The 12,299-nt window shown below is 65.4% G+C and carries 23 protein-coding genes; all 23 read left to right on the top strand.

The window, feature by feature from the left end:
- Positions 1–285 precede the first annotated feature (285 nt).
- Positions 286–594, top strand: a complete 309-nt coding sequence (rpsJ, locus tag RLT58_RS14390) for a 30S ribosomal protein S10 (protein WP_003948644.1) — start codon at positions 286–288, stop codon at positions 592–594.
- Positions 595–608: 14 nt separating this feature from the next.
- Positions 609–1,253, top strand: coding sequence for a 50S ribosomal protein L3 (rplC, locus tag RLT58_RS14385; RefSeq protein ID WP_136328436.1), 645 nt, complete (start codon positions 609–611; stop codon positions 1,251–1,253).
- A 4-nt stretch (positions 1,254–1,257) separates the two neighbouring features.
- Positions 1,258–1,908: a 50S ribosomal protein L4 gene (gene rplD / locus RLT58_RS14380; RefSeq protein WP_018550621.1), complete on the top strand. Its 651-nt coding sequence runs from the start codon at positions 1,258–1,260 to the stop codon at positions 1,906–1,908.
- Positions 1,908–2,231 carry a 50S ribosomal protein L23 gene (gene rplW, locus RLT58_RS14375; RefSeq protein WP_014154589.1) on the top strand — a complete coding sequence of 108 codons (324 nt, stop codon included), beginning with the start codon at positions 1,908–1,910 and terminating at the stop codon, positions 2,229–2,231. The genes rplD and rplW overlap by 1 nt, the downstream gene beginning before the upstream one ends.
- A 51-nt stretch (positions 2,232–2,282) precedes the next feature.
- Positions 2,283–3,119 (top strand): 50S ribosomal protein L2, encoded by an 837-nt coding sequence (gene rplB, locus RLT58_RS14370; RefSeq protein ID WP_145765090.1) that lies wholly within the window; start codon positions 2,283–2,285, stop codon positions 3,117–3,119.
- 12 nt (positions 3,120–3,131) lie between these two features.
- Positions 3,132–3,413 (top strand): 30S ribosomal protein S19, encoded by a 282-nt coding sequence (rpsS, locus tag RLT58_RS14365; protein WP_003966956.1) that lies wholly within the window; start codon positions 3,132–3,134, stop codon positions 3,411–3,413.
- A gap of 43 nt (positions 3,414–3,456) precedes the next feature.
- A complete protein-coding gene (gene rplV, locus RLT58_RS14360) occupies positions 3,457–3,804 on the top strand; it encodes a 50S ribosomal protein L22 (protein ID WP_004571827.1) in 348 nt (115 codons plus the stop codon).
- The gene (gene rpsC, locus RLT58_RS14355) at positions 3,804–4,640 is read left to right on the top strand and encodes a 30S ribosomal protein S3 (RefSeq protein WP_266781663.1); all 837 of its coding nucleotides are present in this window, start codon (positions 3,804–3,806) and stop codon (positions 4,638–4,640) included. Before rplV ends, rpsC begins: the two co-directional genes overlap by 1 nt.
- A gap of 5 nt (positions 4,641–4,645) precedes the next feature.
- Positions 4,646–5,065 carry a 50S ribosomal protein L16 gene (gene rplP / locus RLT58_RS14350; protein WP_003966953.1) on the top strand — a complete coding sequence of 140 codons (420 nt, stop codon included), beginning with the start codon at positions 4,646–4,648 and terminating at the stop codon, positions 5,063–5,065.
- Entirely contained in the window at positions 5,065–5,289 is a 225-nt protein-coding gene (rpmC, locus tag RLT58_RS14345; RefSeq protein ID WP_015035581.1) for a 50S ribosomal protein L29, read from the top strand. Before rplP ends, rpmC begins: the two co-directional genes overlap by 1 nt.
- Positions 5,289–5,573 carry a 30S ribosomal protein S17 gene (rpsQ, locus tag RLT58_RS14340; RefSeq protein WP_073786784.1) on the top strand — a complete coding sequence of 95 codons (285 nt, stop codon included), beginning with the start codon at positions 5,289–5,291 and terminating at the stop codon, positions 5,571–5,573. Before rpmC ends, rpsQ begins: the two co-directional genes overlap by 1 nt.
- Positions 5,574–5,679: 106 nt before the next feature.
- On the top strand, positions 5,680–6,048 hold the full coding sequence (rplN, locus tag RLT58_RS14335) for a 50S ribosomal protein L14 (protein ID WP_003966950.1): 369 nt from the start codon (positions 5,680–5,682) through the stop codon (positions 6,046–6,048).
- A gap of 2 nt (positions 6,049–6,050) precedes the next feature.
- Positions 6,051–6,374, top strand: a complete 324-nt coding sequence (gene rplX / locus RLT58_RS14330) for a 50S ribosomal protein L24 (protein WP_111337423.1) — start codon at positions 6,051–6,053, stop codon at positions 6,372–6,374.
- Positions 6,374–6,931 (top strand): 50S ribosomal protein L5, encoded by a 558-nt coding sequence (gene rplE / locus RLT58_RS14325; RefSeq protein ID WP_018550615.1) that lies wholly within the window; start codon positions 6,374–6,376, stop codon positions 6,929–6,931. The genes rplX and rplE overlap by 1 nt, the downstream gene beginning before the upstream one ends.
- A 2-nt stretch (positions 6,932–6,933) precedes the next feature.
- Positions 6,934–7,119: a type Z 30S ribosomal protein S14 gene (locus RLT58_RS14320; protein ID WP_003948630.1), complete on the top strand. Its 186-nt coding sequence runs from the start codon at positions 6,934–6,936 to the stop codon at positions 7,117–7,119.
- 224 nt (positions 7,120–7,343) lie between these two features.
- Complete coding sequence (rpsH, locus tag RLT58_RS14315) at positions 7,344–7,742, top strand: 30S ribosomal protein S8 (RefSeq protein ID WP_018519291.1); 399 nt, start codon at positions 7,344–7,346, stop codon at positions 7,740–7,742.
- 21 nt (positions 7,743–7,763) lie between these two features.
- Positions 7,764–8,303, top strand: a complete 540-nt coding sequence (gene rplF, locus RLT58_RS14310; protein ID WP_311310775.1) for a 50S ribosomal protein L6 — start codon at positions 7,764–7,766, stop codon at positions 8,301–8,303.
- A 2-nt stretch (positions 8,304–8,305) separates the two neighbouring features.
- A complete protein-coding gene (gene rplR / locus RLT58_RS14305; RefSeq protein ID WP_018550612.1) occupies positions 8,306–8,689 on the top strand; it encodes a 50S ribosomal protein L18 in 384 nt (127 codons plus the stop codon).
- A 47-nt stretch (positions 8,690–8,736) separates the two neighbouring features.
- Entirely contained in the window at positions 8,737–9,342 is a 606-nt protein-coding gene (rpsE, locus tag RLT58_RS14300; RefSeq protein WP_018101216.1) for a 30S ribosomal protein S5, read from the top strand.
- Positions 9,342–9,524 carry a 50S ribosomal protein L30 gene (gene rpmD / locus RLT58_RS14295; protein ID WP_018550611.1) on the top strand — a complete coding sequence of 61 codons (183 nt, stop codon included), beginning with the start codon at positions 9,342–9,344 and terminating at the stop codon, positions 9,522–9,524. Before rpsE ends, rpmD begins: the two co-directional genes overlap by 1 nt.
- Position 9,525: 1 nt before the next feature.
- Positions 9,526–9,981, top strand: coding sequence for a 50S ribosomal protein L15 (rplO, locus tag RLT58_RS14290; RefSeq protein ID WP_018550610.1), 456 nt, complete (start codon positions 9,526–9,528; stop codon positions 9,979–9,981).
- A 224-nt stretch (positions 9,982–10,205) separates the two neighbouring features.
- Positions 10,206–11,525: a preprotein translocase subunit SecY gene (gene secY, locus RLT58_RS14285; protein WP_311310774.1), complete on the top strand. Its 1,320-nt coding sequence runs from the start codon at positions 10,206–10,208 to the stop codon at positions 11,523–11,525.
- Complete coding sequence (locus tag RLT58_RS14280; protein ID WP_311310773.1) at positions 11,525–12,181, top strand: adenylate kinase; 657 nt, start codon at positions 11,525–11,527, stop codon at positions 12,179–12,181. The genes secY and RLT58_RS14280 overlap by 1 nt, the downstream gene beginning before the upstream one ends.
- The last annotated feature ends 118 nt before the right edge of the window (positions 12,182–12,299 follow it).

Genomic DNA, 12,299 nt, shown 5'->3' with positions numbered 1-12,299 from the left:
CGCCTCCCGCCGGGAGGACCGGAAGCGAGTCCCACAGTACTCGTCGGCCCCATGTGGGCCGGACGTACGGGAATCTTTCGGGAAGCGTAAGTGGGGCACCGGCCAGGCACCCGGTGGGGTTTCACCCCCGGCATCGCGGACCTCGGGCCCGCACCCCCTTGGTTGGGAAATCCTTCGGGAGATCTTCGTAGAGGGGATGCGACACGCCCGACCGCGTGGGTCGGAGGTGGAGTTACCGAACCCCCGGGTTCCAGAGCGTTACGAGAGACAGGACTACTAGTAGCCATGGCGGGACAGAAGATCCGCATCCGGCTCAAGGCCTACGACCACGAGGTCATCGACTCCTCGGCGAAGAAGATCGTCGAGACGGTGACCCGCACTGGTGCGTCGGTCGCGGGCCCGGTGCCGCTGCCCACTGAGAAGAACGTGTACTGCGTCATCAAGTCGCCGCACAAGTACAAGGACTCTCGCGAGCACTTCGAGATGCGCACGCACAAGCGCCTCATCGACATCCTCGACCCCACGCCGAAGACGGTTGACTCGCTGATGCGCCTCGACCTGCCGGCGGGCGTCGACATCGAGATCAAGCTCTGAGGGGACGGGCCGAGATGAGCAAGAACATCAAGGGCGTCCTGGGCGAGAAGCTCGGCATGACCCAGGTCTGGGACGAGAACAACCGGGTCGTCCCGGTGACCGTCGTCAAGGCCGGGCCGTGCGTCGTGACGCAGGTTCGTACGAACGACAGCGACGGCTACGAGTCGGTCCAGATCGCCTTCGGCGAGATCGACCCGCGCAAGGTGAACAAGCCTCTCAAGGGCCACTTCGCCAAGGCCGACGTGACCCCGCGCCGCCACCTGGTGGAGCTGCGCACCCCTGACGCCAGCGAGTACACGCTGGGCCAGGAGATCACCGCCCAGGTGTTCGAGTCCGGCGTCAAGGTTGACGTCACGGGCAAGAGCAAGGGCAAGGGCTTCGCCGGTGTCATGAAGCGTCACAACTTCAAGGGCCTCGGCGCCGGCCACGGCGTCCAGCGCAAGCACCGTTCCCCCGGTTCGATCGGTGGCTGCGCCACCCCTGGGCGTGTCTTCAAGGGCATGCGCATGGCCGGCCGGATGGGTAACGAGCGCGTCACCACCCAGAACCTGACCATCCACGCGGTTGACGCGGAGAAGGGTCTGCTCCTCATCAAGGGCGCAGTCCCCGGTCCGAATGGCGGCCTCGTCCTGGTCCGTACCGCGGCCAAGGGGGCTTGAGGTAATGAGCACCATTGACATCCTTTCGCCGGCAGGCGACAAGGCCGGTACCGTCGAGCTCCCCGCGGAGATCTTCGACGCGAAGACCAGCGTTCCGCTGATCCACCAGGTCGTTGTCGCACAGCTGGCAGCTGCCCGTCAGGGCACGCACAAGACCAAGACCCGCGGCGAGGTCCGTGGTGGTGGGCGCAAGCCGTACCGCCAGAAGGGCACCGGCCGCGCGCGCCAGGGTTCGACCCGCGCGCCGCAGTTCGTCGGCGGTGGCGTCGTCCACGGCCCGCAGCCGCGTGACTACTCGCAGCGCACCCCCAAGAAGATGAAGGCCGCCGCCCTGCGTGGTGCCCTCTCCGACCGGGCGCGTCACTCCCGCATCCACGTCGTCACCGGCGTGGTCGAGGGTGGAGTCTCCACGAAGGCCGCCAAGTCGCTGTTCGGCAAGATCTCGGAGCGCAAGAACGTGCTCCTGGTCGTCGACCGCAACGACGAGGCCGCGTGGCTCTCCGCACGCAACCTGCCCCAGGTGCACATCCTGGAGCCGGGCCAGCTGAACACGTACGACGTGATCGTCTCTGACGACGTGGTCTTCACCCAGGCCGCCTTCGAGTCCTTCGTGTCTGGCCCCCAGACCGCTGAGACCGAAGGGAGCGACGCCTGATGAGCGAGGCGACCGTTACCAGCAAGACCTACTCCGACCCGCGTGACGTTCTCGTCAAGCCGGTTGTTTCGGAGAAGAGCTACGCGCTGCTCGACGAGAACAAGTACACGTTCATCGTCGCGCCCGGCTCCAACAAGACCCAGATCAAGCAGGCCGTGGAAGCGGTCTTCTCGGTCAAGGTCACCGGGGTCAACACGATCAACCGTCAGGGTAAGCGCAAGCGCACCAAGACCGGTTTCGGCAAGCGCGCTGACACCAAGCGCGCCATCGTGACCCTCGCTGAGGGCGACCGTATCGACATCTTCGGCGGCCCGACCTCCTAACGGAGAGTCGAGACGTCCAGGATCCGGAAATCTTCCGAGGACTGAGAGATAATGGGTATCCGCAAGTACAAGCCGACGACCCCGGGCCGTCGTGGCTCCAGCGTCGCCGACTTTGTCGAGATCACGCGGTCCACGCCGGAGAAGTCGCTGGTCCGCCCCCTGCACAGCAAGGGCGGCCGTAACAACACCGGTCGTGTGACCGTTCGCCACCAGGGTGGTGGACACAAGCGCGCCTACCGCGTGATCGACTTCCGTCGTCACGACAAGGACGGCGTGCCGGCCAAGGTCGCGCACATCGAGTACGACCCGAACCGCACCGCGCGCATCGCGCTGCTGCACTACGCGGACGGCGAGAAGCGCTACATCATCGCGCCGCGTGGCCTGACGCAGGGCGACCGTGTCGAGAACGGCCCGGCCGCCGACATCAAGCCCGGCAACAACCTGGCGCTGCGCAACATCCCGGTCGGTACGACCATCCACGCCATCGAGCTGCGGCCCGGCGGCGGCGCGAAGTTCGCCCGTTCCGCGGGTGCCTCCGTGCAGCTGCTGGCGAAGGAGGGCACCATGGCCCACCTTCGTATGCCGTCGGGTGAGATCCGCCTGGTCGACGCGCGCTGCCGCGCGACGATCGGTGAGGTCGGCAACGCCGAGCAGTCGAACATCAACTGGGGCAAGGCCGGCCGCATGCGCTGGAAGGGCGTTCGCCCGTCCGTCCGCGGTGTCGCGATGAACCCGGTTGACCACCCGCACGGTGGTGGTGAGGGCAAGACCTCCGGTGGTCGCCACCCGGTCTCGCCGTGGGGTCAGAAGGAGGGTCGTACTCGCTCGCCGAAGAAGGCATCGAGCAAGTACATCGTCCGCCGCCGCAAGACGAACAAGAAGCGCTAGGAGCGGGTTTAGATGCCGCGCAGTCTCAAGAAGGGGCCCTTCGTCGACGGCCACCTCATCAAGAAGGTGGACGTACAGAACGAGGCAGGCACCAAGAACGTCATCAAGACCTGGTCCCGTCGCTCGATGATCGTCCCGGCCATGCTGGGTCACACCATCGCGGTGCACAACGGCAAGATCCACGTCCCGGTGTTCGTCACCGAGTCGATGGTCGGCCACAAGCTCGGCGAGTTCTCGCCGACTCGCACCTTCCGCGGCCACGTCAAGGACGACCGGAAGTCGAAGCGCCGCTAACCGCGGGGTGGAAACGACTATGACTTACACCGAAGGGACAACCATGGAAGCCAGGGCCCAGGCGCGGTACATCCGCGTCACGCCCATGAAGGCCCGCCGAGTGGTGGACCTCATCCGTGGCATGGATGCCACGGAGGCTCAGGCGGTCCTGCGTTTCGCCCCGCAGGCCGCGAGCGTGCCGGTTGGCAAGGTGCTGGACAGCGCCATCGCCAACGCTGCACACAACTACGACCACACCGACGCCTCTTCGCTGGTCATCAGCGAGGCGTATGTGGACGAGGGCCCGACCCTGAAGCGGTTCCGTCCGCGTGCTCAGGGCCGTGCCTACCGGATCCGTAAGCGGACCAGCCACATCACCGTGGTCGTCAGCAGCAAGGAAGGAACCCGGTAATGGGCCAGAAGGTAAACCCGCACGGGTTCCGGCTCGGCATCACCACGGACTTCAAGTCCCGTTGGTACGCCGACAAGCTGTACAAGGACTACGTCAAGGAAGACGTCGCCATTCGTCGCATGATGACGAAGGGCATGGAGCGGGCCGGCATCTCCAAGGTGGAGATCGAGCGCACCCGCGACCGCGTCCGCGTTGACATCCACACCGCCCGCCCGGGCATCGTCATCGGCCGCCGCGGCGCCGAGGCCGACCGAATCCGTGGCGAGCTGGAGAAGCTGACCGGCAAGCAGGTCCAGCTGAACATCCTCGAGGTCAAGAACCCCGAGGTGGACGCTCAGCTGGTGGCCCAGGCCGTCGCCGAGCAGCTCTCCTCCCGCGTCTCCTTCCGTCGTGCGATGCGCAAGAGCATGCAGAGCTCGATGAAGGCCGGCGCCAAGGGCATCAAGATCCAGTGCGGTGGCCGCCTCGGCGGCGCCGAGATGTCCCGCTCGGAGTTCTACCGCGAGGGCCGTGTGCCCCTGCACACCCTCCGTGCGAACGTCGACTACGGCTTCTTCGAGGCCAAGACGACCTTCGGCCGCATCGGCGTGAAGGTCTGGATCTACAAGGGCGACGTCAAGAACATCGCCGAGGTCCGCGCCGAGAACGCTGCTGCCCGTGCGGGCAACCGCCCGGCCCGTGGCGGCGCTGACCGTCCGGCCGGCCGCGGTGGCCGCGGTGGCGAGCGTGGCGGCCGCGGCCGCAAGCCGCAGCAGTCGGCTCCGGCCGCCGAGGCCCCCAAGGCCGAGGCGCCCGCCGCTGCTCCGGCTGCTGAGAGCACCGGAACGGAGGCCTGACCGAAATGCTGATCCCCCGTAGGGTCAAGCACCGCAAGCAGCACCACCCGAAGCGCAGCGGTATGTCCAAGGGTGGCACGCAGGTTGCGTTCGGCGAGTACGGCATCCAGGCGCTGACCCCGGCGTACGTGACGAACCGTCAGATCGAGTCCGCTCGTATCGCGATGACCCGTCACATCAAGCGTGGCGGCAAGGTCTGGATCAACATCTACCCGGACCGTCCCCTGACGAAGAAGCCGGCCGAGACCCGCATGGGTTCCGGTAAGGGTTCTCCCGAGTGGTGGATCGCGAACGTCAAGCCGGGTCGGGTGATGTTCGAGCTGTCCTACCCGAACGAGAAGATTGCTCGTGAGGCGCTCACCCGCGCTGCTCACAAGCTTCCGATGAAGTGCCGGATCGTTCGGCGCGAGGCAGGTGAGTCGTGATGTCGGCCGGTACCAAGGCGTCCGAGCTGCGCGAGCTGGGCAACGAGGAGCTCCTCAACAAGCTCCGCGAGGCCAAGGAAGAGCTGTTCAATCTCCGCTTCCAGGCGGCGACGGGCCAGCTCGAGAACCACGGCCGGCTCAAGTCCGTCCGTAAGGACATCGCCCGGATCTACACCCTGATGCGCGAGCGCGAGCTGGGCATCGAGACGGTGGAGAGCGCCTGATGAGCGAGAAGACTGTGACTGAGACGAACACCGACCGCGGATTCCGCAAGACCCGTGAGGGTCTGGTCGTCAGCGACAAGATGGACAAGACCGTCGTCGTCGCTGTCGAGGACCGTGTGAAGCACGCGCTGTACGGCAAGGTCATCCGCCGTACGAACAAGCTCAAGGCACACGACGAGCAGAACGCCGCCGGCGTCGGCGACCGCGTCCTCCTGATGGAGACCCGGCCGCTGTCCGCCACGAAGCGGTGGCGCATCGTCGAGATCCTCGAGAAGGCCAAGTAATTCCTGAGGGGCATTCCCCTCAGGCAGGTTCCGCCAGGCTCGGCGGGGTCCGCTCCGGAAACGGGGCGGCCCCCGCCGGGAACCGGCAGACGATCAGGAGATAGACGTGATCCAGCAGGAGTCGCGACTGCGTGTCGCCGACAACACGGGTGCGAAGGAAATTCTCACCATCCGTGTTCTCGGTGGCTCGGGTCGCCGCTACGCGGGCATCGGTGACGTCATCGTCGCCACCGTCAAGGACGCGATCCCCGGTGGCAACGTGAAGAAGGGTGACGTCGTCAAGGCCGTCATCGTTCGCACCGTCAAGGAGCGTCGTCGTCAGGATGGCTCGTACATCCGCTTCGACGAGAACGCCGCCGTCATTCTGAAGAACGACGGCGACCCCCGCGGCACCCGTATCTTCGGCCCGGTGGGCCGTGAGCTGCGCGAGAAGAAGTTCATGAAGATCATCTCGCTCGCGCCGGAGGTGCTGTAAGCATGAAGATCAAGAAGGGCGACCTGGTTCAGGTCATCACCGGTAAGGACAAGGGCAAGCAGGGCAAGGTCATCGTGGCCTACCCCGCTCAGGACCGCGTCCTCGTCGAGGGTGTCAACCGGGTCAAGAAGCACACGAAGGCCGGTCAGACCGCTCGCGGTTCGCAGACCGGTGGCATTGTGACGACCGAGGCGCCCGTCCACGTCAGCAACGTGCAGCTGGTTGTTGAGAAGGACGGCAAGAAGGTCGTTACTCGCGTCGGCTACCGCTTTGACGACGAGGGCAACAAGATCCGCGTTGCCAAGCGCACCGGTGAGGACATCTGATGACTACCACCACCGCGCCGCGTCTGAAGACGCGCTACCGCGAGGAAATCGCCGGCAAGCTGCGTGAGGAGTTCTCCTACGAGAACGTCATGCAGATCCCCGGTCTGGTCAAGATCGTGGTCAACATGGGTGTGGGCGACGCCGCCCGCGACTCCAAGCTGATCGATGGCGCCGTGCGCGACCTCACCACGATCACCGGTCAGAAGCCGGCCGTCACCAAGGCCCGCAAGTCGATCGCGCAGTTCAAGCTGCGCGAGGGGCAGCCGATCGGCTGCCACGTCACCCTCCGCGGTGACCGCATGTGGGAGTTCCTGGACCGTACGCTGTCGCTCGCGCTGCCGCGTATCCGTGACTTCCGTGGCCTGTCGCCCAAGCAGTTCGACGGCCGTGGCAACTACACCTTCGGTCTCACGGAGCAGGTCATGTTCCACGAGATCGACCAGGACAAGATCGACCGGGTCCGGGGCATGGACATCACCGTGGTCACCACGGCGACCAATGACGACGAGGGTCGTGCCCTCCTTCGTCACCTCGGCTTCCCGTTCAAGGAGAACTGACCGTGGCGAAGAAGGCTCTGATCGCTAAGGCCGCCCGTAAGCCGAAGTTCGGCGTTCGCGGGTACACCCGCTGCCAGCGCTGCGGCCGGCCCCACTCCGTCTACCGCAAGTTCGGCCTGTGCCGCGTGTGCCTTCGTGAGATGGCTCACCGTGGCGAGCTGCCGGGCGTGACCAAGAGCTCCTGGTAATTCCTCCTCGCCCTCTGGGCGTTGGGAATCACCGGAGACTCTCGGTAAGCATCTGGTCGGCAGGAGCCCGTCCCCGCATGCCGTAGGCTTGCAGGGTTGGGCGCCTGCCGCCCAAGACCGACTTACTACGCCGTAGGTCCCCGCACCGCACCCGTCCCACCTCTGAGTGGGGAGAGGGATGGCGCATACAGGAAACCCCGGCGAGAGAGGCCGAAGGCCAACTCATGACCATGACTGATCCCATCGCAGACATGCTCACGCGTCTGCGTAACGCGAACTCGGCGTATCACGACGACGTCACGATGCCGCACAGCAAGATCAAGTCGCACATCGCGGAGATCCTCCAGCAGGAGGGCTTCATCACCGGCTGGAAGGTCGAGGACGCCGAGGTCGGCAAGAACCTCGTCCTCGAGCTGAAGTTCGGCCCGAACCGCGAGCGCTCGATCGCCGGCATCAAGCGAATCTCGAAGCCGGGTCTGCGTGTATACGCAAAGTCCACCAACCTGCCGAAGGTCCTCGGCGGCCTGGGCGTGGCGATCATCTCCACGTCCCACGGTCTCCTGACCGGCCAGCAGGCCAGCAAGAAGGGCGTAGGTGGGGAAGTCCTCGCCTACGTCTGGTAGTCGGGAACGGAGGAATAGCTCATGTCGCGAATCGGCAAGCTCCCCATCCAGGTTCCCGCCGGTGTGGACGTCACCATCGATGGCCGTACGGTCGCGGTGAAGGGCCCCAAGGGCACCCTCTCGCACACCGTTGCCGCGCCGATCGAGGTCACCAAGGGTGAGGACGGCGTCCTGAACGTCGCCCGCCCGAACGACGAGCGTCAGAACAAGGCCCTTCACGGCCTGTCCCGCACGCTGGTGGCGAACATGATCACCGGCGTGACCACGGGATACATCAAGGCGCTCGAGATCAGTGGTGTCGGTTACCGCGTCCAGGCGAAGGGCTCCAACCTGGAGTTCGCCCTGGGCTACAGCCACCCGATCCTGATCGAGGCCCCGGAGGGCATCACCTTCAAGGTGGAGTCCCCCACGAAGTTCACCGTCGAGGGCATCGACAAGCAGAAGGTCGGCGAGACCGCGGCCAAGATCCGCAAGCTGCGGAAGCCTGACCCGTACAAGGCCAAGGGCGTCAAGTACGCCGGCGAGGTCATCCGCCGCAAGGTCGGAAAGGCTGGTAAGTAGCGATGGCATACGGCGTAAAGATCGCCAAGGGCGACGCGTACAAGCGTGCCGCTCTCAAGCGTCGCCACATCCGCGTCCGCAAGCACATCTCCGGTTCGCCGGAGCGTCCGCGCTTGGTTGTGACGCGTTCCAACCGCCACATGGTGGCTCAGGTCATCGACGACATCGCGGGCCACACGCTCGCGTCGGCGTCGACCCTGGACGTCTCCATCCGTGGTGGCGAGGGCGACAAGAGCAGCCAGGCCAAGCAGGTCGGCGCCCTGGTCGCCGAGCGTGCCAAGGCCGCAGGCGTCGAGGCCGTCGTGTTTGACCGCGGTGGTAACCAGTACGCCGGGCGGATTGCCGCTCTGGCTGACGCCGCCCGTGAAGCCGGGCTGAAGTTCTAAGCCCCGGTTCCTACGCACAGCGGACGTAACAGAGAGAGGTAAATCCAATGGCTGGACCCCAGCGCCGCGGAAGCGGTGCCGGTGGCGGCGAGCGGCGGGACCGGAAGGGCCGTGACGGCGGCGCAGCTGCCGCCGAGAAGACCGCGTACGTCGAGCGCGTCGTCGCGATCAACCGTGTCGCCAAGGTTGTGAAGGGTGGTCGTCGCTTCAGCTTCACCGCGCTGGTCGTGGTGGGCGATGGTGACGGCACCGTCGGTGTCGGATACGGCAAGGCCAAGGAAGTTCCCGCGGCCATCGCCAAGGGCGTTGAAGAGGCCAAGAAGAACTTCTTCAAGGTTCCGCGTATCCAGGGCACCATCCCTCACCCGATCCAGGGCGAGAAGGCTGCGGGCGTCGTTCTGCTCAAGCCCGCTTCCCCCGGTACCGGTGTGATCGCCGGTGGCCCGGTGCGCGCGGTTCTCGAGTGCGCCGGCGTCCACGACATCCTGTCGAAGTCGCTCGGTTCTTCGAACCCGATCAACATCGTGCACGCGACCGTGGCGGCCCTCCAGGGCCTGCAGCGTCCCGAGGAGATCGCGGCCCGCCGCGGTCTGCCCCTCGAGGACGTCGCCCCCGCGGCTCTGCTCCGTGCGCGTGCGGGAGCGGGTGCGTAATGGCCCGTCTCAAGATCACGCAGACGAAGTCGTACATCGGCAGCAAGCAGAACCACCGCGACACCCTTCGTTCGCTCGGGCTCAAGCGCCTGCACGACGTGGTTGTCAAGGAGGACCGCCCCGAGTTCCGCGGCATGGTGCACACCGTCCGCCACCTCGTGACGGTTGAGGAGGTCGACTGACATGGCGGAGAACAAGCCGCTGAAGGCGCATGACCTCCGGCCTGCCCCGGGTGCCAAGACCGCCAAGACCCGTGTGGGTCGTGGTGAGGCGTCCAAGGGTAAGACCGCTGGTCGTGGTACCAAGGGCACCAAGGCCCGTTACCAGGTTCCGGAGCGCTTCGAGGGTGGGCAGATGCCCCTCCACATGCGTCTCCCGAAGCTCAAGGGCTTCAAGAACCCGTTCCGCACCGAGTACCAGGTCGTGAACCTGGACAAGCTCGCGACGCTCTACCCCGAGGGTGGAGAGGTCACGGTGGCCGACCTGGTCGCCAAGGGCGCTGTGCGCAACAACCACCTCGTCAAGGTCCTCGGACAGGGCGAGATCTCCGTGGCGCTGCAGGTTTCGGTTGACGCCGTCTCCGGCTCCGCCAAGGAGAAGATTGCCGCCGCCGGCGGCACCGTCACTGAGCTCGTCTGAGACAACTCGGACAGTTCGGTGGACTGAACATCCGACCGGGGATGCCCTCTCATATGGGGCATCCCCGGTTGGTCGTTCCTAGGGGGGCATGTACGCCGGTAAGGTGGCGTCCGTTGCTGTGGTAACCCCTGGGCGCATGCGTCCGGGGACCTTTGACTGTTACGTATTCGTCGATCCTCAAGACCGTCACCTCTACGCATTGCGCGGGGGTCGCAGGAGGCACCGTGCTCACCGCGTTCGCCCGGGCGTTCAAGACGCCCGACCTGCGCAAGAAGCTGTTCTTCACGCTCGGCATCATCGTGCTCTACCGGCTCGGGGCGCACATCCCGGTTCCGGGAGTGAGCTACGAGAACGTCCAGACCTGTGTTGATCAGGCAAGCAAGGGCAACAACAGCCTCTTCGGCCTGGTGAACATGTTCAGCGGTGGTGCACTGCTGCAGATCACGATCTTCGCGCTCGGCATCATGCCGTACATCACGGCCAGCATCATTCTTCAGCTGCTGACCGTGGTGATTCCCCGACTAGAGGCGCTCAAGAAGGAGGGGCAGTCCGGCCAGGCCAAGATCACGCAGTACACGCGTTATCTGACCGTCGCACTCGCCATCCTGCAGGGCACCGGCCTGGTGGCCACGGCCACCAGCGGCGCGCTGTTCAGCGGCTGCCCCGTCGCCGACCAGATCGTTCCGAACCACTCGATCTTCACGACCATCGTGATGGTCACCACGATGACCGCCGGCACCGCCGCCGTCATGTGGCTCGGTGAGCTCATCACCGACCGCGGCATCGGCAACGGCATGTCGATCCTGATGTTCATCTCGATCGCGGCCAGCTTCCCCGGCGCCCTGTGGGCCATCAAGACCAGCGGCAAGCTGGCGGACGGCTGGATCGAGTTCGGCACGGTCATCCTGATCGGCTTCGTGATGGTGGCCCTCGTCGTCTTCGTCGAGCAGGCCCAGCGCCGCATCCCGGTGCAGTACGCGAAGCGCATGATCGGGCGCCGTTCGTACGGTGGTACGTCCACCTACATCCCGCTGAAGGTGAACCAGGCGGGTGTGATTCCCGTCATCTTCGCTTCTTCGCTGCTCTACATCCCGGCCCTGATCGTCCAGTTCTCCAACTCCACTGCGGGCTGGGCGACCTGGATCAAGGACCACTTCGTCAAGGGCGACCACCCGTACTACATCACCGCGTACTTCCTGTTGATCGTCTTCTTCGCCTTCTTCTATGTGGCGATTTCGTTCAACCCCGAGGAAGTCGCCGACAACATGAAGAAGTATGGTGGCTTCATCCCGGGTATCCGGGCAGGTCGACCTACTGCCGAGTACCTGAGCTACGTGCTCAACAGGATCACTTGGCCGGGCTCGCTGTACCTGGGTCTGATCGCTCTGGTGCCGACGATGGCGTTGGCAGGCTTCGGTGGCGCTAACCAGAACTTCCCGTTCGGCGGGACGAGCATCCTCATCATCGTGGGTGTGGGTCTGGAGACCGTGAAGCAGATCGAGAGTCAGCTCCAGCAGCGCAATTACGAAGGGTTCCTCCGCTGATGCGAATCGTCCTCGTCGGCCCGCCGGGTGCCGGCAAGGGAACGCAGGCTGCGTACCTTGCCAAGAACCTGTCGATTCCGCACATCTCCACGGGCGACCTCTTCCGCGCCAACATCAGTCAGGGCACCGACCTTGGCAAGCAGGCCCGCGCCTTCATGGACGCGGGGCAGTTGGTGCCGGACGAGGTCACGATCGGGATGGCCAAGGACCGCATGTCCCAGCCGGACGCGGTCAACGGCTTCCTGCTCGACGGCTTCCCGCGCAACGTGGGACAGGCCGAGGCCCTTGATGTGATGCTCAAGGACGAGGGCGTAAAGCTGGACGCGGTGCTCGACCTGGAGGTCCCCGAGGACGAGGTCGTGAAGCGGATCGCCGGTCGCCGGATCTGCCGCAACGAGAGCGCGCACGTCTTCCACGTGACGTACAACCCGCCGAAGACCGAGGGTGTCTGCGACACCTGCGGCGGCGAGCTGTACCAGCGCGACGACGACAGCGAAGAGACGGTCCGCACCCGGCTCGAGGTCTACCACACGCAGACCGAGCCGATCATCGACTACTACAGGGCACAGAACCTGGTGGTCACCATCTCCGCGCTCGGCAAGGTCACCGACGTGACCGAGCGGGCGATGGAGGCTCTGCGGTCCGACGAGGGCTGAGAGAGACACCCGTAGTACATGCAGTGCAGTCGGCCGCGGCGTCCATGGGCGCCGCGGCCGACTGTTTGCGGCCGTATCGTGGAGTAGGCCGCACCCGTCCCCGTACTCAGAAAGGCGC

The organism is Streptomyces sp. ITFR-16 (assembly GCF_031844705.1).
GTDB lineage: Bacteria > Actinomycetota > Actinomycetes > Streptomycetales > Streptomycetaceae > Streptomyces.
This window is presented reverse-complemented; position numbering and strand designations above follow the sequence as displayed.

Coding starts and splice junctions, on each gene's coding strand:
- rpsJ (WP_003948644.1), top strand. CDS start 286: ATGGCGGGACAGAAGATCCGCATCCGGCTCAAGGCCTACGACCACGAG.
- rplC (WP_136328436.1), top strand. CDS start 609: ATGAGCAAGAACATCAAGGGCGTCCTGGGCGAGAAGCTCGGCATGACC.
- rplD (WP_018550621.1), top strand. CDS start 1,258: ATGAGCACCATTGACATCCTTTCGCCGGCAGGCGACAAGGCCGGTACC.
- rplW (WP_014154589.1), top strand. CDS start 1,908: ATGAGCGAGGCGACCGTTACCAGCAAGACCTACTCCGACCCGCGTGAC.
- rplB (WP_145765090.1), top strand. CDS start 2,283: ATGGGTATCCGCAAGTACAAGCCGACGACCCCGGGCCGTCGTGGCTCC.
- rpsS (WP_003966956.1), top strand. CDS start 3,132: ATGCCGCGCAGTCTCAAGAAGGGGCCCTTCGTCGACGGCCACCTCATC.
- rplV (WP_004571827.1), top strand. CDS start 3,457: ATGGAAGCCAGGGCCCAGGCGCGGTACATCCGCGTCACGCCCATGAAG.
- rpsC (WP_266781663.1), top strand. CDS start 3,804: ATGGGCCAGAAGGTAAACCCGCACGGGTTCCGGCTCGGCATCACCACG.
- rplP (WP_003966953.1), top strand. CDS start 4,646: ATGCTGATCCCCCGTAGGGTCAAGCACCGCAAGCAGCACCACCCGAAG.
- rpmC (WP_015035581.1), top strand. CDS start 5,065: ATGTCGGCCGGTACCAAGGCGTCCGAGCTGCGCGAGCTGGGCAACGAG.
- rpsQ (WP_073786784.1), top strand. CDS start 5,289: ATGAGCGAGAAGACTGTGACTGAGACGAACACCGACCGCGGATTCCGC.
- rplX (WP_111337423.1), top strand. CDS start 6,051: ATGAAGATCAAGAAGGGCGACCTGGTTCAGGTCATCACCGGTAAGGAC.
- rplE (WP_018550615.1), top strand. CDS start 6,374: ATGACTACCACCACCGCGCCGCGTCTGAAGACGCGCTACCGCGAGGAA.
- rpsH (WP_018519291.1), top strand. CDS start 7,344: ATGACCATGACTGATCCCATCGCAGACATGCTCACGCGTCTGCGTAAC.
- rplF (WP_311310775.1), top strand. CDS start 7,764: ATGTCGCGAATCGGCAAGCTCCCCATCCAGGTTCCCGCCGGTGTGGAC.
- rplR (WP_018550612.1), top strand. CDS start 8,306: ATGGCATACGGCGTAAAGATCGCCAAGGGCGACGCGTACAAGCGTGCC.
- rpsE (WP_018101216.1), top strand. CDS start 8,737: ATGGCTGGACCCCAGCGCCGCGGAAGCGGTGCCGGTGGCGGCGAGCGG.
- rpmD (WP_018550611.1), top strand. CDS start 9,342: ATGGCCCGTCTCAAGATCACGCAGACGAAGTCGTACATCGGCAGCAAG.
- rplO (WP_018550610.1), top strand. CDS start 9,526: ATGGCGGAGAACAAGCCGCTGAAGGCGCATGACCTCCGGCCTGCCCCG.
- RLT58_RS14280 (WP_311310773.1), top strand. CDS start 11,525: ATGCGAATCGTCCTCGTCGGCCCGCCGGGTGCCGGCAAGGGAACGCAG.